This is a genomic window from Aeromonas sp. FL131 (assembly GCF_049860615.1).
In the GTDB taxonomy this organism is placed as follows: Bacteria; Pseudomonadota; Gammaproteobacteria; order Enterobacterales; family Aeromonadaceae; genus Aeromonas; species Aeromonas hydrophila.
In genome coordinates this window covers 1,001,141-1,023,227 of record NZ_CP187595.1, presented here as the reverse complement: position 1 = coordinate 1,023,227, position 22,087 = coordinate 1,001,141, and the positions used below count along the sequence as shown (strand labels likewise).

Annotated in this window: 19 protein-coding genes; 12 read left to right on the top strand and 7 right to left on the bottom strand. The window is 61.8% G+C overall.

Annotation, left to right across the window (positions count from 1 at the left end):
* Window positions 1-98: 98 nt before the first annotated feature.
* The 3 genes from ACPW75_RS04940 to aspS all read right to left on the bottom strand — a co-directional run bounded on the left by ACPW75_RS04940 (window position 99) and on the right by aspS (window position 4,598).
* On the bottom strand, window positions 99-1,715 hold the full coding sequence (locus ACPW75_RS04940; RefSeq protein ID WP_077095590.1) for a phosphoethanolamine transferase: 1,617 nt from the start codon (window positions 1,713-1,715) through the stop codon (window positions 99-101).
* 280 nt (window positions 1,716-1,995) lie between these two features.
* Window positions 1,996-2,736, bottom strand: a complete 741-nt coding sequence (locus ACPW75_RS04935; protein WP_011705419.1) for a YebC/PmpR family DNA-binding transcriptional regulator — start codon at window positions 2,734-2,736, stop codon at window positions 1,996-1,998.
* Between the two features lie 95 nt (window positions 2,737-2,831).
* A complete protein-coding gene (gene aspS / locus ACPW75_RS04930; protein ID WP_179101335.1) occupies window positions 2,832-4,598 on the bottom strand; it encodes an aspartate--tRNA ligase in 1,767 nt (588 codons plus the stop codon).
* A gap of 432 nt (window positions 4,599-5,030) precedes the next feature.
* Here aspS and ACPW75_RS04925 point away from each other — a divergent pair, with 432 nt between their 5' ends.
* Window positions 5,031-5,879: a DUF72 domain-containing protein gene (locus ACPW75_RS04925; protein ID WP_077095591.1), complete on the top strand. Its 849-nt coding sequence runs from the start codon at window positions 5,031-5,033 to the stop codon at window positions 5,877-5,879.
* 53 nt (window positions 5,880-5,932) lie between these two features.
* Here the strand turns inward: ACPW75_RS04925 and ACPW75_RS04920 are convergent, their stop codons facing one another.
* Entirely contained in the window at window positions 5,933-7,135 is a 1,203-nt protein-coding gene (locus tag ACPW75_RS04920) for an ISL3-like element ISAeme19 family transposase (RefSeq protein WP_084865641.1), read from the bottom strand.
* Between the two features lie 449 nt (window positions 7,136-7,584).
* On the opposite strand from ACPW75_RS04920, the gene cmoA reads away from it, so the two are divergent.
* From cmoA to ACPW75_RS04895, 5 genes are all read left to right on the top strand, one after another.
* A complete protein-coding gene (gene cmoA / locus ACPW75_RS04915; protein WP_011705416.1) occupies window positions 7,585-8,334 on the top strand; it encodes a carboxy-S-adenosyl-L-methionine synthase CmoA in 750 nt (249 codons plus the stop codon).
* On the top strand, window positions 8,331-9,308 hold the full coding sequence (cmoB, locus tag ACPW75_RS04910) for a tRNA 5-methoxyuridine(34)/uridine 5-oxyacetic acid(34) synthase CmoB (protein ID WP_179101336.1): 978 nt from the start codon (window positions 8,331-8,333) through the stop codon (window positions 9,306-9,308). Before cmoA ends, cmoB begins: the two co-directional genes overlap by 4 nt.
* An 82-nt stretch (window positions 9,309-9,390) precedes the next feature.
* Window positions 9,391-10,149 carry an ATP-dependent zinc protease family protein gene (locus tag ACPW75_RS04905; protein ID WP_016350202.1) on the top strand — a complete coding sequence of 253 codons (759 nt, stop codon included), beginning with the start codon at window positions 9,391-9,393 and terminating at the stop codon, window positions 10,147-10,149.
* Window positions 10,150-10,152: 3 nt separating this feature from the next.
* Window positions 10,153-11,691: an inactive transglutaminase family protein gene (locus tag ACPW75_RS04900; RefSeq protein WP_011705413.1), complete on the top strand. Its 1,539-nt coding sequence runs from the start codon at window positions 10,153-10,155 to the stop codon at window positions 11,689-11,691.
* Window positions 11,692-11,694: 3 nt separating this feature from the next.
* Window positions 11,695-12,660 (top strand): alpha-L-glutamate ligase-like protein, encoded by a 966-nt coding sequence (locus tag ACPW75_RS04895; protein WP_011705412.1) that lies wholly within the window; start codon window positions 11,695-11,697, stop codon window positions 12,658-12,660.
* Between the two features lie 224 nt (window positions 12,661-12,884).
* Here the strand turns inward: ACPW75_RS04895 and ACPW75_RS04890 are convergent, their stop codons facing one another.
* Window positions 12,885-13,487, bottom strand: coding sequence for a peroxiredoxin C (locus ACPW75_RS04890; RefSeq protein WP_005299113.1), 603 nt, complete (start codon window positions 13,485-13,487; stop codon window positions 12,885-12,887).
* A gap of 146 nt (window positions 13,488-13,633) precedes the next feature.
* On the opposite strand from ACPW75_RS04890, the gene ACPW75_RS04885 reads away from it, so the two are divergent.
* Window positions 13,634-14,542, top strand: a complete 909-nt coding sequence (locus ACPW75_RS04885) for a hydrogen peroxide-inducible genes activator (RefSeq protein WP_011705410.1) — start codon at window positions 13,634-13,636, stop codon at window positions 14,540-14,542.
* 67 nt (window positions 14,543-14,609) lie between these two features.
* On the opposite strand, the gene ahh1 is transcribed toward ACPW75_RS04885, so the two are convergent.
* Window positions 14,610-16,475 carry a hemolysin Ahh1 gene (gene ahh1 / locus ACPW75_RS04880; protein ID WP_077095593.1) on the bottom strand — a complete coding sequence of 622 codons (1,866 nt, stop codon included), beginning with the start codon at window positions 16,473-16,475 and terminating at the stop codon, window positions 14,610-14,612.
* 854 nt (window positions 16,476-17,329) lie between these two features.
* On the opposite strand from ahh1, the gene ACPW75_RS04875 reads away from it, so the two are divergent.
* Window positions 17,330-17,779: a C40 family peptidase gene (locus ACPW75_RS04875; RefSeq protein ID WP_011705408.1), complete on the top strand. Its 450-nt coding sequence runs from the start codon at window positions 17,330-17,332 to the stop codon at window positions 17,777-17,779.
* 58 nt (window positions 17,780-17,837) lie between these two features.
* On the opposite strand, the gene ACPW75_RS04870 is transcribed toward ACPW75_RS04875, so the two are convergent.
* The gene (locus ACPW75_RS04870; protein ID WP_005299095.1) at window positions 17,838-18,131 is read right to left on the bottom strand and encodes a hypothetical protein; all 294 of its coding nucleotides are present in this window, start codon (window positions 18,129-18,131) and stop codon (window positions 17,838-17,840) included.
* Between the two features lie 211 nt (window positions 18,132-18,342).
* Here ACPW75_RS04870 and ACPW75_RS04865 point away from each other — a divergent pair, with 211 nt between their 5' ends.
* Genes ACPW75_RS04865 through ACPW75_RS04850 form a run of 4 tightly spaced genes read left to right on the top strand, consistent with a single transcriptional unit; the run spans window position 18,343 to window position 22,084 of the window.
* Window positions 18,343-19,773: a coniferyl aldehyde dehydrogenase gene (locus ACPW75_RS04865; protein WP_024943819.1), complete on the top strand. Its 1,431-nt coding sequence runs from the start codon at window positions 18,343-18,345 to the stop codon at window positions 19,771-19,773.
* A 10-nt stretch (window positions 19,774-19,783) separates the two neighbouring features.
* The gene (locus tag ACPW75_RS04860; protein WP_077095594.1) at window positions 19,784-20,386 is read left to right on the top strand and encodes a TetR/AcrR family transcriptional regulator; all 603 of its coding nucleotides are present in this window, start codon (window positions 19,784-19,786) and stop codon (window positions 20,384-20,386) included.
* Window positions 20,367-20,882 carry an SCP2 sterol-binding domain-containing protein gene (locus ACPW75_RS04855; RefSeq protein WP_044799644.1) on the top strand — a complete coding sequence of 172 codons (516 nt, stop codon included), beginning with the start codon at window positions 20,367-20,369 and terminating at the stop codon, window positions 20,880-20,882. The genes ACPW75_RS04860 and ACPW75_RS04855 overlap by 20 nt, the downstream gene beginning before the upstream one ends.
* A 17-nt stretch (window positions 20,883-20,899) precedes the next feature.
* The gene (locus ACPW75_RS04850; RefSeq protein ID WP_077095595.1) at window positions 20,900-22,084 is read left to right on the top strand and encodes an iron-containing alcohol dehydrogenase; all 1,185 of its coding nucleotides are present in this window, start codon (window positions 20,900-20,902) and stop codon (window positions 22,082-22,084) included.
* Window positions 22,085-22,087 lie beyond the last annotated feature (3 nt).

Here is a 22,087-nt window from a genome sequence, read left to right as displayed (position 1 = left end):
GAAATAAAAAACGGCAGCCAGTGGCTGCCGTTTTTATTGATAGATTCTTCAAGCGTAGGTTCGATTAGCCGCATAGCGGCGTAATAGGACGCGGTGATTCACCCTGCCCGGCACGGTTTGAACAGATCCAGCGCTCCGTCATACACCTGGGTCTGTACATCCATGATGCCGAGCATGGAGTGGAACAGATTGTCGTGGGAGAAGCGCTTGCTGACCGCCTCCTGCTGCAGACAGGTCATATCCAGCTGGCGATCGGCCTGCAACTGGGGAGAGAACCAGGTCATCAGCGGCACCCGGGTCTGATCGTCCGGCGCGAACTTGTAGGGGGTGCCGTGCAGGTAGAGCCCCATGGCCCCTAGAGATTCGCCGTGATCCGACAGATAGACCAGCCCCACGTTGTAATCCTGCTCCAGCGTCTTGAGCTTGTCGATGAGACGGGCCACCACCTTGTCGGTGTAACGGATGGTGTTGTCATAGGTGTTGACCAGCTCTTCATTGGTGCAGTTTTCGATGTCGCTGCGCGGGCAGTCCGGCACGAAGGTCCGCTCACTGGCGGGATAGCGGCGATAGTAGGTCGGGCCGTGGCTGCCCATCAGGTGGAAGGCCACCAGCTTGTTGCCCTTCATCTGCGCGATCTGCCGATCCAGCCCCTCCAGCATCACCTCGTCGTAGCAGGAACCCTTCTGGCAGTACTGGGGAAAATCCTTGGCCTCGATCTCGATGGTGGGCACGTTCTTGCACACCCCCTTGCAGCCGCCGTCGTTCTCCTTCCACAGCACGGAGACGCCGGCGTGCTGCAGCACATCCAGCATGCCGTCGCGGGACTGGGCCAGGATGTCGTCATAGCCGCGCCGCGTCAGGTTGGAGAACATGCAGGGCACCGAGACCGCGGTGGCGGTGCCGCAGGAGCGCACGTTGCGAAACGAGACCATGCCCGATTCCCGCGCGGTGAAGCTGTTGGTGGCCTTGCCGTAACCGTTGAGGGAGTAGTTCTGGCTGCGCGCCGTCTCCCCCACCACCAGAAACATCAGGGTCGGCTTGCCGCCCTGCCCTACCACCCTGGCATCCGTGCCCAACGGCTGATACGGGATCGGAGTGGCAAACAGGATGTCGGTGGCGTAGCGATAGAGGCCATGCACATAGTTGGCGGGCACTATCTCCTTGCCGAGGGACTTGTTGTTGCGCCCGACCGAGGCGTAATCCTGGTAATAGAGCGCCGCCACCCCCACCAGAAACAGCAGCGACAGGGCGATGGAGCCAAGCCGCAGGCCCAGCCCCTTATACCAGGGACGGGGATACTCTATCTTCACCCACAGCAGGGCCAACACCGGCAGCAGGCCGGTCAGCACGAACCAGAGCAGGATGGAGGCATTGAAGTAGGAGGTCGCCTCCCCCGCGTTGGTCTCGACTATGTTCTGCACCATGCTCACGTCGAAGATGACGCCGTACTTGAGCATGGCGTAGCTAACCACGGATCCCATCAGGATCAGCAGCACGAAGAAGGGCTTGAGCAGATAGCGAAAGGTAAAGGGCAGGAACACCGCGTTGAGCGCGGCCAGCAGCACGAAGGGGATCGAGAGGGCAAAGCCCGTCTTGACGTGTTCCAGCTTGGTGAGAATGGTGTAAAAGTGCAGGAAAATGGGCCAGTTGAATACCAGTGCAAACAACAGCACCAGCAACAGATTCACCTTCATCACACCCAGGGTGATGCGCATAACGATACTCCGACAAACCAGGCAGGACAGGGGCCACACAGGGCACCTCTTGTTGCAGTCTCGCTTGCCGATCCCTCCTCCCGAGGTGATGGCGGCAAGGGGCAGCGAGGCCCGGACACGGCAGGCAGCTTAAAAAGCCAACCTTAAGGGAAAATTAAGGCGGGCAATGCCATGGCCGGCACAGCCTTCAGGTGTCAGGCCATCACAAGAAACGGCAGCCGAGGCTGCCGTTTTAGCGGGGGCGAACAGAGCGTTGCCCCCTGGGTGTTCACGAACCGGATTACAGGGTCGCGGCGACTTCGTCGGAGATGGAGCCGTTGTGGTACACCTCCTGCACGTCGTCCAGATCTTCCAGCATGTCGATGAGGCGCATCAGCTTGGGCGCGGTCTCGGCATCCAGCTCGGCTTCGGTGGACGGGATCATGGTCACTTCGGCGCTCTGGGGCTTGAAGCCGGCGGCTTCCAGACCATCGAGCACGGTGCCGAAATCGTTCGGGGTGGTATACACCTCGATGGAGCCATCCTCTTCGGTCACCACGTCGTCGGCACCGGCTTCCAGGGCGGCATCCATCAGGGCATCTTCATCGACGCCCACGAAGGTCAGCAGCCCTTTCTTGCTGAACAGATAGGCAACAGAGCCATCGGTGCCCAGGTTGCCACCGCACTTGCTGAAGGCGTGACGCACTTCGGCAACGGTACGGTTGCGGTTGTCGGTCAGGCACTCCACCATGACGGCAGAGCCGGCCGGGCCGTAACCTTCGTACACGATGGTCTCGAGCTGTTCGCCATCGCCACCGCCGGCGCCACGCTGGATGGCACGGTTGATGGTGTCGCGGGTCATGTTGCCGGTCAGGGCAGCCGCCACCGCCGCACGCAGGCGCGGGTTGTTGGCAGGATCGGCATCACCCAGACGCGCGGAGGTGGTGATTTCGCGGATCAGCTTGGTGAAGATCTTGCCGCGCTTGGCGTCTTGCGCCGCCTTGCGGTGTTTGATGTTGGCCCATTTACTGTGACCTGCCATAGGGACTCTCCGTTATTTTTGAATTTCAGTAACACTGGTCATGACTAATGCAAGGGAAAGGCCGCATTGCTGCGGCCTTTGCTGCCGGTAACGGCTTATTCATCACCCTTGACGGTGGTCGCAATCGCCAGCTCGCCCAGTTGGGCGGCGTTGGCAAAGCTGGGGGCGTCCGTCATCAGACAGGCGGCCGCCGTGGTTTTTGGGAAGGCAATCACGTCCCGGATGTTTTCAGTACCGGTCAGCAGCATGCTCAGACGGTCCAGGCCGAAGGCCAGGCCGGCGTGCGGCGGGGTACCGTACTTCAGGGCGTCCAGCAGGAAGCCGAACTTCAGACGCTGCTCGGCCGGGGTAATACCCAGGATGTCGAACACGGTGGCCTGCATCTCGCTGTTGTGGATACGGACAGAACCGCCACCCACTTCGTAGCCGTTGATCACCATGTCGTAAGCGTTGGCGTAAGCGCCTACCGGGTTGGCTTTCAGCTGCTCCGGGCTCAGGCCGCTTGGCGCAGTGAACGGGTGGTGCATGGCAGCCAGACCGCCTTCGCCATCCTCTTCGAACATCGGGAAGTCGATGACCCACAGCGGCTTCCAGCTGTTCTCCAGCAGGCCCAGATCCCGGCCCACTTTCAGACGCAGGGCGCCCATGGCATCACACACCACTTTCTTGGAGTCGGCACCAAAGAAGATGATGTCGCCGTCGGCTGCGCCGGTGCGGGCCAGGATCTCGCGCACGATGGCGTCGGAGAGGAACTTGGCCACCGGGGACTGTACCCCTTCGATGCCGTTGGCCGCTTCGTTGACCTTCATCCAGGCCAGGCCCTTGGCACCATAGATGCCGACAAACTTGGTGTACTCGTCGATCTGCTTGCGAGACAGCTCCGCGCCGCCCGGTACTTTCAGGGCAGCCACGCGGCCTTTCGGATCGTTGGCTGGGCCGGCGAACACGGCGAACTCGACCGAGGTCAGCAGATCTGCCACATCGACCAGCTCCATCGGCAGACGCAGGTCCGGCTTGTCGGAGCCGTAGCGACGCATGGCTTCGTCGAAGGTCATGATCGGGAAGTCGCCCAGATCCACGTTCAGGATGTGCAGCCACAGTTTGCGGATCATCTCTTCCATGATTTCACGCACCTGCGGCGCGGTCATGAAGGAGGTCTCCACGTCGATCTGGGTGAATTCCGGCTGGCGGTCGGCACGCAGGTCTTCGTCGCGGAAGCACTTGACGATCTGGTAGTAGCGATCGAAGCCGGACATCATCAGCAACTGCTTGAACAGCTGCGGGGATTGCGGCAGGGCGTAGAACTTGCCCTTGTGCACACGGCTCGGCACCAGGTAGTCGCGGGCCCCTTCCGGGGTGGCTTTGGTCAGCATCGGGGTCTCGATGTCGAGGAAGCCGTGCTCGTCCATGAAGCGGCGCACGAAGGCACTGGCCTTGGCACGGGTCTTCAGGTACTTGGCCATCTCGGGGCGACGCAGGTCCAGGTAGCGATACTTGAGGCTCACCTCTTCGCTGTTGACCTGGTTGAAGTCCAGCGGCAGCGGCTCGGCACGGTTGATGATGGTCAGCTCGTGGGCAAACACCTCGATGGCACCGGTGGCCATGTCGCTGTTGCGCTGGGAGTCGGGACGGGTGCGCACCACGCCGGAGACCTGAATGCAGAATTCGCCGCGCAGTTCGGAGGCCAGGGCAAAGGCGTCCGGTTTGTCCGGATCGAAGAACACCTGCACGATCCCTTCCCGGTCGCGCATGTCGATAAAGATGAGGCCGCCCAGATCGCGACGACGATGGACCCAACCGCACAATGTAATGGTCTGCCCTGCATGGGCCTCATTGACCTGTCCGCAATAGATAGAGCGCATGGACTTCTTCCTTCGAATTTGTAGAGAGACGGTTAACCTGGGTCGCCGGGCACGACTGGCAAGCACCGTCTGTCTCACAGCTGGCCAGATCCTGTTCTTGCCCGGTTTGAAATCTGTCTCGTACCGTCCGACCGCCGGGATCGGACACCTGCCGCCGATATCGGCTCGACCAGAGGCGGCTGGCAAGCGGCCGGGGTGTCGGGCGGAGGGCATCGGCAAGCGATTGTTGTTTGGCCGCATCATGGCCGCTGCCGTCGTCACAATATGCGTACAGCGGCGTGAGTCACAACAAATTGGCAAACAAAAGGGCTGGCATTATAGAGGAAAACCCCCATTTGGGTAAAATGGCCAGCAGCCTCCTTTGCCCTGTTTTTTACATCCCGGGGCAAAAAAGGGGGGTAAAACGAGATAAACCCGCAGACAGGATCCCTCATGAGCCTCTTTTTGGGCCTGCCACAATGGTCTCACCCGGCCTGGCCAGGTCACTTGCTGGGCGTGGGCGCCAAGCCCGCCGAGCACCTCGCCCACTATGCCCGGGTCTTCAACACGGTGGAAGGCAATACCACCTTCTACGCCTCGCCGACCCCCGACACGGTCCGGCGCTGGGCCGATGCGGTGCCCGCCCACTTTCGCTTCAGCTTCAAGTTTCCGCAAACCATCAGCCACCAGAGCGATCTGGTGAGCGCTGACAAGCAAGTGAGCGACTTTATCCGCCTGCTGGAGCCCTTGCACGACAAGCTGGGGCTGCTCAAGCTGCAGCTGCCCGCCCGCTTCGGCCCACAGGGACTGCCCCGTCTGGCGGCCTTTTTCGAGCGGCTGCCACCGGCGTTTCGCTATGCCCTCGAGGTGCGCCACCCCGATTTCTTCGCCAAGGGCGAGGCGGAGCGGCAGTTGAACCGGCTGCTGATGGAGAAGGGCATCAACCGCATCATGCTCGACAGCCGGCCGCTGTTCTCGGTGCCGGCCACCACGGCAGCCATGATCGATGCCCAGGGCAAGAAGCCGAGGCTGCCGGTGCACCTGCTGGCCACCGCCAATGCTCCCGTGGTGCGGCTCATCGGCCTGCCGGATCCGGCCGCCAACCACCCCTTCCTGCCAGGCTGGCTCCCCCACTGGCGCCAGTGGCTGGCGGAGGGAAAAGATCTCTACCTCTTTATACATACGTCCGACAACGCCCAGTCCCCCGAGCTGGCCCGTCAGGTTGCCCGCCTGCTGGGGGAGGAGATGGCCCCCTGGCCGGGGGAAAACGATCGCGCGCAGCAGGGCGTGCTGCCCTTTTAGTCAGCCGCCTCGCCCCGTCTTCCCCGCCGCGAAAAAAAGCCGTTTTTTTGGGTTCATCGCGGCTTTCCGGGGAAGGCCGCCTTGATTTTCAGAAAAAAGTATTCTGAGTCCCTAAATCCATATGCCATACGCTTTATCACTTTGATCTTGTTGTTCACCCCTTCCAGCACACTCGTGTGCATCGGGTAGTTTGCACTCGCCAGGATCCCCCGCATATATTTCGATAAATTTCGACCAAATCGTTGCAGCGGCGCTAGCCCGCTTTCCTTCACCTGCCGCATCCAGCTCCGCCATCGTCGCCATCCTTCCCACACGCTCGGCGCATACCAGATGCCCTTCAACGCCTCTTTCAGCACGTACACCATCGCCAGCGGTTGATTCGCCGCCAACAGCTCCTGCAACTTCACATCCTGTTTTTCACTCAGCTTCGCCCGATTACGTAGCAGCAACCAACGCGCACTTTTGACCACTTTTCGCGCCGGTTTATCGCTTTTCAGTGCATTCGCCTGCTCCACTCGCACCCGGTCCACCACCTCTCGGCCATAGCGAGCCACCACGTGGAACAGGTCGTAGACCACCTCCGCCTGCGGGCAGTGTTGCTTCACCTCCAGGTCGAACGCCGTGTTCATGTCCATCGCCACCGCCTCAATCTGCTGGCATCGCTCGCCGAGCTGCTCGAAGAAGGGACGGATAGCGGCCCGGCTGTTGCCGTGCCCCACCCACAGGACGCGGGTTCGCTCGGCATCCATGATCACGGTGGCATAGCGGTGTCCCTTGTGCAGGGCAAACTCATCCATCACCAGCCGCCGCACCTCCCCAAGTTCGATGGTGCCCACACTGGTCTGCAAACGGCGCTTGTCGATCTCCTTGATGGTGTGCCAACCGACCCCGGTGAGCTGGCTGACATGGCGGATGGGGAGGTACTGAACGAGCGCTTCAATCCAGCACTGCATGCGCCGGGTGAGGCGGGAGCCAGAGGGGAGCCAGTCGATATGTTCACTGACGCGACCACAGCGCAGACAGTCGACGCGGCGAACAGGCAGTTGTAACCAGACTTGTCGGTCAAATAGGTCTCGCTCACGCACCCGGCGGATACGTTGGTCGTGGATCAATGGCGTGGGTTGCAGGCATCGGCGACAACGGGGCAACAGGTCGGCGCGAGGCTCAAGGGTAAACAGGGTGTGATGGTTGGCAGAAAGCGCTTGGGCGATGACGGTATAACCTGGCCAGAAGGAGGCAATATCAATATGATGCACGGCGACAGCAGGGTGATGGTGGTGGTGTGTTTGGAGACAGCCAGTTTACCAGCACCCTGTCTGTCAACTTCCACTTCCCCAAGATCCCGCGAAGAACCTTTTTTTGTGGCTGGACGAGGCTTGGCGTCAAGACAAACGCCGACCTTTCCTCTACACTAGCGCCCCAAGTAAGGACCCGGACCGCCAGCCCAGTACAATCCGTTGCTGGCAGGCGTTCGGCGCCATAAACAGGGCCCTGACGCCAGTGCGCTGCAACTCGTTGCCGCAGATGGTGCCGCCCTCAGAAAGGACCAGGATGATGGTCCATTGCGAACGGAACCGGCCCGATGGATCTCAAGGCCCGCCACCCCGTTCGTGAACCGGTGACGACCCGGCCCGGACCGGTGTCACCCAACGATTCAATTGAACAAAACAGTCGGTTCGCGCACCGGCTGTCAGGTTGCGCCAGCATGCATACCAAAGATCAGATTTTTGCCGCCCCTATCGCTCGATTGGGGGATTTTTGCTTTGACGAACAGGTCGTCGATGTCTTTCCCGACATGATCCAGCGCTCGGTGCCGGGTTACAGCAACATCATCTCCGCCATCGGCATGATGGCCGCCCGTTACGCCCAGCCCCAGAGCCGGCTCTACGACCTCGGCTGTTCGCTCGGCGCCGCCACCCAGGCGATGCGTCGCCACGTCACCCAGCCCGGCTGCCACATCACGGCGGTGGATCTCTCCCACCCCATGATCGAGCGCGCCCGCGCCCACCTCTCCGGCTTCAAGTCCGAGGTGCCGGTGGAGCTGGTGGAGGCGGACATCTGCGACATCGCCATCGAGAACGCCTCCGTGGTGGTGCTCAACTTCACCCTGCAGTTCGTCGAGCCCGAGAAGCGGGCCGCCCTGATCCAGCGCATCTTTGATGGGCTGCGCCCGGGCGGGATCCTGATCCTGAGCGAAAAATTCCGCTTCGAAGATGCACCGGTCAACGAGCTGCTCATCGACCTGCACCTCGACTTCAAGCGCGCCAACGGTTACAGCGAGCTGGAGATCAGCCAGAAGCGCACCGCCCTTGAGAACGTGATGCGCACCGACAGCCTGCCGGTGCATCAGGCCCGCCTGCGAGACGCCGGCTTCGCCCATCAGGATCTCTGGTTCCAGTGCTTCAACTTCGGCTCCATGATTGCCATCAAATCGAGCGAGCCTGCCCAGCCATGATCGACTTTGCCAACTTCTATCAGCTGATCGCCAAGAATCGGCTGAGCCACTGGCTGCATACCCTGCCCGCCCAGCTGCACACCTGGCAGCACGACAACCAGCACGGTGATCTGCCGCGCTGGAACCGCGCCCTCAACAAGCTGCCGCAGGTGGACCCCGGCCACATCGAGCTGCACAGCCGGGTCGAAATCGGCTCGGCCGAGAGCCTTGGCGAAGGGGAGCGCAAGAAGGTGGAGAGCCTGCTGCGCCACTTCATGCCCTGGCGCAAGGGGCCGTTCACGGTACACGGCATCCACATCGACACCGAATGGCGCTCCGACTGGAAGTGGGATCGGGTACTGCCCCACATCAGCCCGCTTGCCGGTCGCTACGTGCTGGACGTGGGCTGCGGCAGCGGCTACCACCTCTGGCGCATGGTGGGCGAAGGGGCGAAACTGGCGGTCGGCATCGACCCGAGCCCGCTGTTCCTCTGCCAGTTCGAGGCCATCCGCCACTTCGCCGGCAACGACCAGCGTGCCCACCTGCTGCCGCTCGGCATTCAGGAGCTGCCGGAGCTGCGGGCGTTTGACACCGTCTTCTCCATGGGGGTGCTCTATCACCGCAAGTCCCCTATCGAACACATCGAACAACTGCGCAACCAGTTGAAAGACGACGGCGAGCTGGTGCTCGAGACGCTGGTGATCGACGGCGACGTCAACGACGTGCTGGTGCCCACCGATCGCTACGGCAAGATGCGCAACGTCTGGTTCATCCCCTCCAGCGCGGCCCTCAAGCTGTGGGTCGAGCGCTGCGGATTTACCGATGTGCGGATTGTCGACGAGAATATGACCAGCACCGACGAACAGCGTCGTACCGACTGGATGATTAATGAATCCCTGAGTGATTATCTGGATCCAACCAATCCCGCACTCACGGTAGAAGGACACCCGGCACCGAAACGTGCCGTACTGATTGCCAGAAAGGCCAAAGACTAGCCGATGGCGGCTGTGGAAGTTACACTGACCCAATTCCAGGAAGCACAGTTAAATGAATGACATGAAAAGCAAATTAAAAGGAATGACCCTGCTCTCCCTGCTCAGTCTCGGCGGGTGTGTCAGTATGGAGAAAGCGCCCCCGGTACCTACCTTGACGCTGGCCGAGCTTCGCAACGAGATCAATCTGAGCGAGCAGCGCCTGCAAACATCCATGGAACAGCAACAGAAGCAGTATGTGCAGCAACAGCACCTGCTGGTTCAGCTCAACACTGATGTCAACAACATGAAAGAGTCCGTGAACAAAGTCGGCAGCAAGCTCGAATCCCTGCCGCCCGAGCCGCCCAAGCCCATGGCGATCCCGACCGAGAAGTGCCAGGCCCCGAGCCAGGGCCACACCGTCGACGGCAAGCTGCTGGTCGGCGAGGCGGAGTGGATCTGGGTTGACGCGGCCAATGACGCCTTCCAGGCGCGGGTCGATACCGGTGCTACCACCTCCTCCATCAGCGCCCAGGACATCACCATCTTCGAGCGCAACGGCAAGAACTGGGTGCGTTTCTTCCTGAGCCATCAGGAGATGGACGACAAGATCCAGATTGAAGCGCCGCTGGTGCGCCATGTGCGGGTGCGTCAGGCCTCCGCCGACGATCTCGACCGCCGTCCGGTGGTGCGCCTTGCTGTGCGCATCGGCGACATGACCGAGAAGGCCGAATTTACCCTGAAGGACCGCAGCGACATGGCCTTCCCCGTGCTGCTCGGCCGTGAGTTTTTGAAAGACATCGCCGTGGTTGATGTGGCCCGCGAATATATCCAACCCAAACCCAAGCTCAAGGATGTGAAATAATCCATGGTTTCCCGTAAGCCGTTCTATTTGCTGGTAGCCCTGCTGTACATTGTCGGCCTGGGGATGACGTTCTATCACCACATCGCGCTGGACGTACCGCTCACGCCGGGTGAAAAACGCCAGATCTGGTCCATCGAAGCCAAGCTGGAGTTCGAGGCCACCGGCGAGCCGGTGATCGCCTCCCTGGCCATTCCGGGCACCCAGCCCGGTTTCACCCTGATGAACGAGAACGCCGCGAGCCCGGGCTACGGTCTCTCCTTCGTCGAGAAGGATGGCGATGCCCGCGCCGAGTGGTCCATTCGCAGCGCCTCCGGCCGTCAGGAGCTCTATTACCGCGTCGACATGATGGCCGATGCCCATGCCAAACCGGCCGCCAACCCGCTGCCGCCGGCCATCGAGAAGCAGATCGAGAGCGAGCCCTACGCCACCGCCATGAAGCAGATCCTGGAACGTGCCCAGGAGCGCTCCGCCGACGGCTACACCCTGACGCGCGAGATCATCAAGGAGATCGAGAAGCAGGAGCAGAACGCCGAGCTGCTGAAGAAGCACAAGAGCCGTGCCAACCTGATCGCCGAGCTGCTCAACAACGCCGACGTGCCGACCCGTGTCGTGCACGCGCTGAGCCTGGAAGATGGCCGCCGTCGTCAGGAGCTGGTGGATTACCTGCAGGTGTTCAACAGCCCGACCGACTACAAGCTGTTCAACCCGCAGACCGGTGAACAGGGCCGCCCTGCCAACCTGCTGCTGTGGGAATACAACTCCGGCGCCCTGCTGGACGTGACCGGTGGTCACAACTCCCGCGTCAGCTTCTCGATGATCGAGCAGGAGCAGCCGGTCAGCGTGGCGCTGGCCCAGAAATTTGAAAAATCGGAGATGATGAACTTCTCCATCCACAGCCTGCCGCTGGAAGAGCAGACCCTGTTCAAGGGCTTGCTGCTGATCCCGATCGGCGTGCTGATGGTGGTGTTCCTGCGGGTATTGGTGGGGATCAAGACCTCGGGCACCTTCATGCCGGTGCTGATCGCGGTCGCCTTTATCCAGACCTCCCTGGTCACCGGTCTCATCGGTTTCCTGCTGATCGTCGGCACCGGCCTGGTGATCCGCTCCTACCTGTCGCGGCTCAACCTGCTGCTGGTCGCCCGAATATCGGCCATCATCATCATGGTGATCTCGATGATCGGTATCTTCTCCGCGTTTGCCTTCAAGCTGGGGCTGACCGACGGCATGAAGATCACCTTCTTCCCGATGATCATCCTCTCCTGGACCATCGAGCGGATGTCCATCCTGTGGGAAGAAGAGGGTCCGAAAGAGGTGTTCCGCCAGGGTGGCGGCTCTCTGCTGGTGGCCGTCATCGCCTATCTGGCCATGGATAACGAACTGATCCGTCACCTCACCTTCAACTTCCTCGGCCTGCAGCTGGTGCTGATGGCGACCGTGCTGTTGATGGGCAACTACACCGGCTACAAGCTGAGCGAACTCAAGCGCTTCAAGCCGCTGGTGGACGAGATCAAATCGGGTGCCACTCCGGGTAAGGACAAGTAACAGATGTGGTTCTGGGAAAAGTACACCACCCCGTGGAGCCTGTCCCAATCAGGCATCCTCGGCATGAACAAGCGCAACCACTCCTACATCAGCCGCTACAATCCGCGCAGCCTATATCCGCTGGTGGATGACAAGCTGCAGACCAAGCGCATCGCGCTGGATGCCGGCGTCACGGTACCGGAACTGATCGGTACCATTCGTGCCCAGCACGACGTGAGCCGCATCACCGAGCTGGTGAAGGATTGGCCGGGCTTCTGCATCAAGCCGGCCCGCGGCTCCGGCGGCAAGGGGATCCTGGTGATCCTGCGCCAGGAAGAGGGCCTGTTCTACAAGCCCAACGGCAGCGCCTCCAACGGGCAGGATCTGGAGCGCCATGTCTCCAACATCCTGGCCGGGCTCTATTCACTGGGCGGCAAACCCGACGTGGCGCTGGTGGAAGGCCTCATCAACTTCGATGACGTGTTCGACGGCTACTCGTTCGAAGGGGTCCCCGATGCCCGGGTGATCATCTTCAAGGGCTTCCCGGTCATGGCCATGATGCGCCTCTCCACCGCTGCGTCCGACGGCAAGGCGAACCTGCACCAGGGCGCCGTGGGGGTGGGTCTGTGCCTGCGTACCGGCCGTGCGCTGCGGGCGGTGCAGTTCGGCAATCCGCTGCGCCACCACCCGGACACCGGCCTCGATCTCTATGAGCTCAAGGTGCCCCACTGGGACACCCTGCTGACCCTGGCGGCCTCCTGCTACGAGATGTCGGGCCTCGGCTACATCGGCACCGACATGGTGCTGGACAAGTTCCGCGGCCCCATGCTACTGGAGCTCAACGCCCGTCCGGGCCTCGCCATCCAGATCGCCAACGGCCGTGGTCTGGTGCCCAACCTCAAGACCATCGAGAAGCTGGGCCAGGTGAAGATGAACGTGGAGCAGCGGGTCAACTTCGCCAAAGATCACTTCGGTATCTTTGACGAGTAGTCCGGACACCCATGACAAAAGCGCGCCAAAGGGCGCGCTTTTTTATGCCTGTCGTTTATCGGCACGTAGCCGGCAACCACAATCCTGCTGAGCATGGGTTTCTGGACAAAGGTTGCTGAAACAAGGGTTGCTGGCCAACGTTGCGAAACGAGAGTGCCGAATCACGGCCATAAAAAAACCGATGCCTGGGCATCGGTTTTTCACTATCCGGTTTGCCGACCCGATTACAGGGAAGCAGCGTTCTCGGACAGGTATTTGGCAACGCCGTCCGGAGAGGCGGTCATGCCTTTTTTGCCTTTCTCCCACTGAGCCGGGCACACTTCGCCGTGCTCTTCGTGGAACTGCAGGGCGTCGACCATGCGCAGCATCTCGTCGATGTTGCGGCCCAGCGGCAGATCGTTGACAACCTGGTGACGAACGACACCGTTCTTGTCGATCAGGAAGGAGCCACGGAATGCCACGCCGGCTTCCGGGTGCTCGACGTCATAGGCTTTGCAGATCTCGTGCTTGATGTCGGCAACCAGCGGGTACTTGACCGGGCCGATGCCGCCGTCTTCGATCTTGGTGTTGCGCCAGGCGTTGTGGGAGAACTCGGAGTCGATGGAAACACCGATCACTTCCACGCCACGCTTGTTGAACTCTTCCAGACGGTGATCGAAGGCAATCAGCTCGGACGGGCAGACGAAGGTGAAATCGAGCGGATAGAAGAACAGGACGGCTGCCTTGCCCTTGATGTGGGATGCCAGGTTGAAGGAGTCAACGATCTGGCCATTGCCCAGAACGGCAGCAGCGGTGAAATCGGGTGCGGGACGGCCTACCAATACCATATTCAATTCCTCTTTATGTGAAGTGAACAATCCTGTCAGGATCAGGCTACCTAGAGCCAAGTCCGTCTAATTAAAGCGACAAACTATAGCCCCGATGGTAGATTAGTTAAATCAAATTAAATAGATAGCATTAATCGGGTTTTCCTATGCAACGTTGGCCCAGCCTGAAACAGCTGCAATATCTGGTTGCTCTCGACGAGCACAAGAACTTCAACCGCGCCGCCAAGGCCTGTCATGTCAGCCAGTCGACCCTGAGTACCGGGATCCAGACGCTGGAGGACATGATGAACCTGCAACTGGTGGAACGGGACCACAAGAGCTTCATTATGACCCCGGTCGGCATGGAAATCGTCGAGCGAGCTCGCAATTTGCTCTCCGATGCGCGGGATCTGATGGAGCTCGGCCAGCATCAGGGGGGCGTCATGCACGGCACGGTACGCCTGGGCTGTATTCCCACCATCGCCCCCTTCCTGCTCAGCAAGCTGCTGCAGGTGTGCGGCAAGACCTATCCTGAGCTGGAATTGTTGCTGCGTGAAGACACCACCACCAACCTGCTCAAGCAGCTGGAACAGGGTCAGCTCGACCTGCTGATCCTGGCGCTGCCGGTGGAGATCGGCGGCTTTCACTGCAAGACGGTCGGCCAGGATCCCTTCCACATGGTGATGCCCGCCAGCATGGCGGCCAGCCTGCACACCCCGTTCGACTACAAGGAGCTGCCCAACCAGAGCATCTTCCTGCTGGAGCGGGAGCACTGTCTCACCGAACACGCGGTGAGCGCCTGCCGGCTGCGGGACAAGAGCAAGATCAACCCATTTGCCGCCACCAGCCTGCACACCTTGGTGCAGATGGTTGGCGCCGGGCTCGGCACCACCTTCCTGCCGCAGATGGCCATCGATGCCGGCATCCTCGACAACACGGATCTGGTGGCCATTCCGCTGCCGGGAGAACATCCCTATCGCGAGATAGGGCTGGTGTGGCGCCCCAGCACCACCCGGGTACAGACTTTCTACAAGCTGGCGGAGCTGCTCGCCCCGCTCATCGAGAACAAGGCCTGATCCGTCCTTCATAAAAAAACGCCGGCACTTGCCGGCGTTGTTGTCTTGGGCGCAAGGCCCTGCTCTGTCAGTGACTGGCCGGTGGCCCGAAGATGCGGGTGTAGGAGGTCAGGGTCCGTACGCTCACATTCTGCGGATTGCCATTCTCGTCGTAGAGCCCCAGCGCCCCGCTCTGCTTGTCATGACCCAGCAGCTGGTGGGCACTCAGGTTGCTGAGCGCATCGCTGTCCGCTTTCCACTCCCAGCGCTGACCCAGGCTCAGGCTGCAGCTCTGCAGCTGGCCGAGGTTGTTGCCATCCAGGCAGCGGCGAGTATCCTGCGCGCTGACATAGCGGCCGTACTGGTCATAGATGAAGGACTGGGCGGCCGAGGTCTCGTCACAGGTTACCGCGCTCAGCCCATGGTTGGCATCTGCGCTCAGGCAGCGGTTGTCAAAGCCCCCCAGCTGCAGGTTGACCGGGCGACCGCCGGTAAACACCGGGTGGTTCCAGTCCACCTTGAAACTGGTGGACGCCGTCACCCGTCTGCGCTTGTCGGTATCTTCAAAGCCCTGGAAGGAGACATGGGCCCCCACCACGTAGTAGTGCTTGTAGATGCCGGTGTAGATGGGGCGGATGTTGACCGAGGAGTCGATCTTGAACTCGGTGCTGCCCGTCTCGTCCGGTGCCGCCTTGTAGATGACGTCCAGATTCGGCACAAACCCCTTGTAGCTGAGCGGCTGGATGCGGTTGTGATCCACGTCGTACCCCATGCCCCAGACGGTGGCCGTCTTGGAGGAGAGCAGGGACTCCGCGGTCGCGTACTGATCGCGAACCCAGCTGAAACTCACCTTCTGGGCGCTCGGCGCCGAGCGTTCGACCCGGTAATCCTGGGTGTTGTAGGCAAGCTGGCGCTGCTGGCTGAACTTGGCCGACGCCTCCAGCTTGGCCTTGGGCCCATCCTTGTTCACCTCCACCCCGCCGGTGACCCCCACCTCGAAGCCCGAGATCTCGCGATGCTCGTACTTGCTGTTGAGGTTGGTCGGCAGGCTCTTGAGTACCGCCGCCTTGGTGTTGGACGCCTCGATGCTGAAGCGGTAATCCTGGGCGATGGCATCAGTGGCATAGTCGCGGGCCCAGCCATCCAGCAGCAGGTAGTCCGCGATGTTCTCGCTCCAGCTCAGATCCTCGTTGAGCTGGATGCCGGCACCGGCCGACTCTTCGTCCAGCGAGATCCGCACTATCTTGGCATCCGGCGTGGCGGAGCCGGTGTTGCCAAATTGCAGGGAGCGCTCCAGGTTGACCCGGTAGACCAGCGAGATGTTCGGCGAATCGCAGAACAGCCGATCGCCCCAGCTCCAAGTGCGCGAGCGCGGGAAGGTGCACTCGGCATCGCTGATCTTGCGGTTGACGTTGAGATAGAAGGCCACGTGGGGCAGGCCGGCCTCGGCGGCGGGCGGCTGGGTCAGCGAGCGCTTGTGGCGCTTGCCCTGCCCATCCAGGCTCTCGACCCGCTCCATCACCTGATAGAAGGCCGGATCATCGACGCCCCCCAGCGGGGTGAACAGCAGCTCCCCCTTGTAGCCGGACACCAGCACCCAGTCCGCATCAAAAGAGATGCCGGCCAGCTGCTCCATGGCTTTTCTGGCTTGCTGTCGCTCATTCTTGTCGGTGACGGCGCTGAAATCGATGAACAGACGCTCGCCCCGTGCCAGCACCCGCTCGCGCAGCTGATCCCGGGTCATGAGCGGCGTCGCCCCCTGCCCCTTCAGCCAGACGTCGGCATTGAGGTAAATCAGACCCTGTTCGGATTGCAGGCTGGCCAGCATGGCGGTGCCCTGGTCGGTACGTTCGCCAATATCTTCGGCTTGCACGCTGCCAGCCAACAAGGCCAGCGCGAGCAGACTGAGAGTGGGGGCTTGCGTGATGAATTTGCGTGGTTTTTTGTTTTTCATTGTTATCTCCTTGTCGAATCACGCCAAGCTATTTAAACAATGAACGAATACGGCATAACCATATTATTCACAGTTATATTTCGGGGCGTTATTCTGCTTGCCTGTCATGACATTCATTATTTTCGCCGTGAATTAACAGCGTGGCGGAGAATGCATTTATTGTTGACAGAACAAGGATCGCGATGCGATCTAAGGTGGATGATTCGGCATGCGCCGATGCTATTACACGGGAGTCGCGCGCTGATGGCAATCTTCCCTCAAGGTCGCCTGAATGCGCCTTGCATCTCGCACCGTGCCCGTTGGCTTGGCGGTAGCGCCCATCGGCCTGAACGATGGTGCGACAGCCTGATACCGCAGGCCTCCTGGTGCGAGGGAACACTCACTGCTATGGACCGGATATCATGGGATGGCCCTCCTCTGTCTGGTGATATTGTCAGCCGACGCCAGTCATTGGCCGAATATTATTATGTGAACCAGTTGCGGGAATATACCCAGAGATATCTTGTGGTGCTACCATCATATTGGCGGTGAAAATGGCGGGGTCCCTTGCCATTTATTTGATGGCGCCATCATAACGAATTAACCCTGAGACAGAACGTGACACAGATCACGGGGCGACGTCAACAAGGTTAATTATCATTTCATGCCAAGGCTGATTGGAATAACTACTTTAATATTGAAATACTCATTCAAGATAATCGCCAAATATTATTCAAATGAATACAAATAATATTATAACCCTCTGCGTTTTCGCCTCTTTTGAGGTAGCCAGAGGCTGTTTCTTGCAAGCAAGGCTATGTTCGAGCCCCGAACCCCGTTTATGATGGAGACGTTGTCGTCTCGAAGGAGCCCCCATGGATTGCAAATGGCTGCTGCCCCTGCTGGCCCTGTTGCTGGCCGCCTGTTCCAGCACACCCGAGCCTGCCCCGCCACGCCAGCAGAGCAGCGCCTTTGAAGGCTTCTATCAGCAGTGGCGCGGCGTACCCTATCGCATGGGCGGCTCGGATCGGGCCGGCCTCGACTGCTCCGCCTTTACCCAGCTCGCCTACCAGCAGGTGATGGGCTTCAATTTGCCCAGAACCACTGAATCCCAGGCCAACCTGGGTCGGCCGGTCGATCGCTACCGACTGCAGCACGGCGATCTGGTCTTCTTCAAGACCGGCTGGCAGCAATACCACGTCGGTGTCTACACCGGCGGCGGGGAGTTCATCCACGCCTCCACCAGCAAGGGGGTGATCCGCTCGCGCCTCGACAACGTCTACTGGAACAGCCGCTACTGGCAGGCGCGCCGCCTCACCCAGTGACCACCATAAAACAACAGGGCCCGCGACGGGCCCTGTTGTTGTTGATTCAACGGATGGCTCAGTGCTTGCGATGCCAGCGCGGCGAGGTGGCCCGTTCGCCCCAGGGGGTCACGCAGGGCAACAGCGCCCCTTCGATCACCTTGTCACTGCCGGCCAGGGCCTCGGCAATCTTCTCATGCAGCACCCGCAGCAGGCGCCCCTCCTGTTCGGCCAGGGAGTGACCCGCGGCAAAAAACTCGCGCTGATGCTGCAACGCCAGCTTCTGGGCAAATTCATAGGTGTTGAAGCAATCCGGCATCCGCTCGACCACATCTTCCAGGCGGGCCAACAAGCTGTTCAGTTCCCTGGTCATAACACTCTCTCCTTGTCGGTTGATAGCCAAAAACTACCCCTTATTGGATAATTCACCAACCCCAAATCCACGAAAGTGTGGAGGCCAGCACAGTCGCCGGGTGAGTCATCCGCGCCCCATCCTAAGCCAACGGGCAAAACTTTACAGCCAGTTAACAAGACGCTAGATTTAGACCGACCAATCAGTCGGTCCCTAACCAGCGGGGTATGCCATGGAAGCGATGCAGTTGCAGGAGGCCACCGACAAGTTGTCGCTCCCGGCCAGACTAGCCAGACTCAGAGACGCCTGTCAGCAACATCCCATGCCGAGTCTGAGCGAGCGCAGAGCCCACCTCAGCCAGCTCAAGCGTGCCCTGATCGCCCACAAGCAGCCGCTGTGCGATGCCCTGGCCAAAGACTATGGCCAGCGCAGCGACTACGACAGCATGATTGCCGACATCCTCCCCTGCGTCATGCAGATCAACTACACCCAGAAACGGATCAAGCGCTGGATGCGCCCGCACCGCCGCCACACCGGCCTGCTGCTGGCACCGGCCCGGGTGGAGGTGTTCTATCAGCCGCTCGGGGTGGTCGGTATCATAGTGCCCTGGAACTTCCCGGTGATGCTGAGCCTCGGCCCCCTCATCAGCGCCATCGCCGCCGGCAACCGCGCCATGCTGAAGCTCTCCGAATTCACCCCCCACACCAACCGGGTGCTGCGCGAGCTGCTGGACGGCGTCTTCGACGAGCGCGAGGTGATGGTGATTGAAGGTGACGCCCAGGTGGCGGCCGCCTTCAGCGCCCTGCCCTTCGATCACCTGCTGTTTACCGGCTCCACCGCCGTGGGCCGGCTGGTAATGGCCGCGGCGGCCCCCCAGCTCACCCCGCTCACCCTGGAGCTCGGCGGCAAGAGTCCCTGCCTCATCGCCCCCGACATGCCGCTGGCGCTGGCGGTGGAGCGGATGATCTTCGGCAAGAGCCTCAACGCCGGCCAGATCTGTGTCGCCCCCGATTATGTGCTGCTGCCGCGCGGTCAGGAGCAGGCTTTTGTCGAGGCCTATCGCGATCACTTCGCCCGCCTCTATCCCCAGGGGCTGGCCAGCGCGGATTACGGCTCCATCATCAATGGCCGCCAGTATGAACGGCTCACCAGCTGGCTGGCCGAAGCCGAGCGGGCAGGCGCCCAGATACACCCCTGTGGCAGCCCGGCCCGGGACGATGGCGCCCACCGCCTGCTGCCCCATCTGCTGACCGAAGTGCCAAACCACTGCCAGCTGATGCAGCAGGAGATCTTCGGCCCGCTGCTGCCGATCGTGCCCTATGACTCGCTGGACGAGGCGCTCGCCTACATAGCCGCGCGGCCCCGTCCGCTCGCCTTCTACCTGATGAGCCTGGATCCCGCCCTGCAGCACAAGGTGATCCGGGAGACCCACTCCGGCGGTATGGCCATCAACGACAGCCTGTTCCAGGTGGCCGCCGACGACGTGCCCTTTGGCGGCATCGGTGCCTCCGGCATGGGCCACTACCACGGCCACGAGGGGTTTCTCACCTTCTCCAAGGCCAAGACCGTGCTGAGCCGGGGACGCTTCAGCACCGGCACCATGGTGCACCCTCCTTATCGGCGCTGGCACCAGCGGCTGATGATGGCCCTGTTTTTGCGCTGACGAGACCAGCATGAACACACCCGTGACCGACAAGCGCCGCCAGATCCTGGATGCCGCCCTTGCCCTGTGTGCCGAAGATGGCTTGCAGGGCGCTGCCACCGCCCGCATCGCCAAGGCGGCCGGGGTGGCCAACGGCACCCTGTTTCACCACTTTCCCAGCAAGGAGGTGCTGATCCAGAGCCTCTATCAGGACATCAAGCTGCGCCTCGGCGCCGCCATCACCGAGGCAGACGCCGCCCTGCCCCTCCAGGAGCAGGCGCGCCACTACTGGAGCCAGGCGATGGCCTGGATGCAGGCCCACCCCCACGAGCTCAAGTTCGTGCTGGGCTTTTTTCACTCCCCCCTGCTGGCTCGCCCGCTGCGCAGCCAGATCCTGAGCGACACCCTGCGTTTTTTACCCCGCCTGCTGGCCCAGGGCCAGGCCAGCGGCGAATTGATGCAAGCTCCACCGGCCCTGATGCTGGAGGTGTGCCAGGGCCAGTTCCTGGCCTGCGCCTCGCTGTTTGTCGACCAACCTGAACTGGGACGGGACGGCCACTGGCAAGCCAGCGCCTTCGCCCTGTTCTGGTCCGCCATCTCGGGAGTTCACGCCTATGCACAACCGACACCTTGATTCCCTGGCGGCGCAGGGTCGCCGCCTCTGGATCAGCTGCCTGCTCTGGATCATCGGCCGCACCCTGTGCCGCGCCGCCCGCATCGACGAGGCGGTACGCCAGGAGCTCGCCCCCCTGCCGGACGGGCTCACCATCCGGTTAGAGGTGAGCGGCATGGCCCACGGCCTGACCATTCACAAGGCGGCCGGCCGCTGGCAGAGCGGCCCCGCACCCGACACCGGCGGGCTGCATCCGCTGCGGGTGCGCTTCAAGCATCCCACCATCGCCTTTCGCGCCCTCAGCTTTCGGCTCGGGGTCAATCAGGCGTTCAGCGAGAACCGCCTGCTGGTGGAGGGGGATCTCACCGTCGCCATGCACCTGGTGCGGGCCCTGGAACAGCTGCAGGCGCTGATCCTGCCGGCCTTCATCGCCCGCCCCTTGCTGCGCCGCTATCCTGACCCGCGCCACAAGCTGAGCCGGGCCTGCCACATCTACCTGGGTCTGTTGACCGGCTGAACGAGAGGATGAGCACCATGAGTCGCTATTACGATTTTTTCTGCCCGGTCAAACTGATGGCGGGCGAGCAGGCGCTGGAGCAACTGGCCGGCGAACTGGCGGGATTGGGGGCGCGCAGGCCGCTGCTGCTCACCGATAAAGGGGTCAGCGGCACTGGCCTCGCCACCCTGCTGGCCGGGGTACTGGCCGAAGGGGAGCTGCCGGTGGCCGCCATCTGGGACGAGATCCCGGCCGACTCCTCCACCGCCGTGGTGGAGCGGATTGCGGCCCGTCACCGGGAGCTCGGCTGTGACAGCCTGGTGGCGCTGGGCGGCGGCTCCGTCATCGACACAGCCAAGGCGGTCAACATTCTCGCCTCCATGGGGGGGACGCGGCTGCTGGATTACGCCGGCGCCGGCTGCCTGACCCGGCCGCTGCAACCGCTGGCGGTGGTGCCCACCACGGCGGGCACCGGCTCGGAAGTGACCCTGGTAGCGGTGATCAAGGACGAGGCGAGCGGGCGCAAGGTGCCCTTTACCTCCCCCTTCCTGCTGCCCCAGCTGGCGGTGCTGGATCCGCGCCTCACTCAGGGGCTGCCGCTCAACATCACCGCCGCCACCGCCATGGATGCCATAACCCACGCCATCGAGGCCTTCATCGGCAACGCCAAGAACCCGGTCAGCGACGCCCTGGCCCTGATGGCGGTGGAGAAGATCGCCAGCGCCCTGCCCCAGGTGCTGAGCAACCCGCAGGACAAGCGACTGCGGCTGCAGCTGGCGGAAGGTTCCACCCTGGCGGGCATGGCCTTCTCCAACTCCATGGTGGGGCTGGTGCACGCCCTCGGCCACAGCCTGGGAGCCCGCTGCCACCTGCCCCACGGCCTGTGCATGAACCTCTTCCTGCCCACCGTGCTCGACTACAACCGGCCGGGCATCGACCCTGAGCTGGCCCGCCTGCTGCTGCCGCTGGTGGGGGCCGAGCGTTTTGCCGCCATCCCGGCCGCCGCGCGGGCCCAGGCCGCCATCGAGGCGCTGCAGGCGCTGCGCGATACCCTGTGGCAGGCGGTGAAGCTGCCGCGCACCCTGCGCGAGGCCGGCGTCACCGACAAGGCGCTACTGCCCGAGATCCGCGATCTCGCCATCAACGACGGCGCCCTGCTCTACAACCGCAAGGATGCCGACCGCACCCAGCTGCTCGGCCTGCTTGAGCTGGCCTGGGAGTAATCA

Bases quoted from the DNA above. Each gene is read 5' to 3' on its own strand.
- ACPW75_RS04940 (WP_077095590.1), bottom strand. From the start codon at position 1,715: ATGCGCATCACCCTGGGTGTGATGAAGGTGAATCTGTTGCTGGTGCTG.
- ACPW75_RS04935 (WP_011705419.1), bottom strand. From the start codon at position 2,736: ATGGCAGGTCACAGTAAATGGGCCAACATCAAACACCGCAAGGCGGCG.
- cmoB (WP_179101336.1), top strand. From the start codon at position 8,331: ATGATCGACTTTGCCAACTTCTATCAGCTGATCGCCAAGAATCGGCTG.
- ACPW75_RS04890 (WP_005299113.1), bottom strand. From the start codon at position 13,487: ATGGTATTGGTAGGCCGTCCCGCACCCGATTTCACCGCTGCTGCCGTT.
- ACPW75_RS04855 (WP_044799644.1), top strand. From the start codon at position 20,367: ATGCACAACCGACACCTTGATTCCCTGGCGGCGCAGGGTCGCCGCCTC.
- cmoA (WP_011705416.1), top strand. From the start codon at position 7,585: ATGCATACCAAAGATCAGATTTTTGCCGCCCCTATCGCTCGATTGGGG.
- ACPW75_RS04900 (WP_011705413.1), top strand. From the start codon at position 10,153: ATGGTTTCCCGTAAGCCGTTCTATTTGCTGGTAGCCCTGCTGTACATT.
- ACPW75_RS04905 (WP_016350202.1), top strand. From the start codon at position 9,391: ATGACCCTGCTCTCCCTGCTCAGTCTCGGCGGGTGTGTCAGTATGGAG.
- ACPW75_RS04870 (WP_005299095.1), bottom strand. From the start codon at position 18,131: ATGACCAGGGAACTGAACAGCTTGTTGGCCCGCCTGGAAGATGTGGTC.
- ACPW75_RS04850 (WP_077095595.1), top strand. From the start codon at position 20,900: ATGAGTCGCTATTACGATTTTTTCTGCCCGGTCAAACTGATGGCGGGC.
- ACPW75_RS04925 (WP_077095591.1), top strand. From the start codon at position 5,031: ATGAGCCTCTTTTTGGGCCTGCCACAATGGTCTCACCCGGCCTGGCCA.
- ACPW75_RS04885 (WP_011705410.1), top strand. From the start codon at position 13,634: ATGCAACGTTGGCCCAGCCTGAAACAGCTGCAATATCTGGTTGCTCTC.
- ACPW75_RS04895 (WP_011705412.1), top strand. From the start codon at position 11,695: ATGTGGTTCTGGGAAAAGTACACCACCCCGTGGAGCCTGTCCCAATCA.
- ACPW75_RS04865 (WP_024943819.1), top strand. From the start codon at position 18,343: ATGGAAGCGATGCAGTTGCAGGAGGCCACCGACAAGTTGTCGCTCCCG.
- ACPW75_RS04860 (WP_077095594.1), top strand. From the start codon at position 19,784: ATGAACACACCCGTGACCGACAAGCGCCGCCAGATCCTGGATGCCGCC.
- ACPW75_RS04875 (WP_011705408.1), top strand. From the start codon at position 17,330: ATGGATTGCAAATGGCTGCTGCCCCTGCTGGCCCTGTTGCTGGCCGCC.
- aspS (WP_179101335.1), bottom strand. From the start codon at position 4,598: ATGCGCTCTATCTATTGCGGACAGGTCAATGAGGCCCATGCAGGGCAG.
- ahh1 (WP_077095593.1), bottom strand. From the start codon at position 16,475: ATGAAAAACAAAAAACCACGCAAATTCATCACGCAAGCCCCCACTCTC.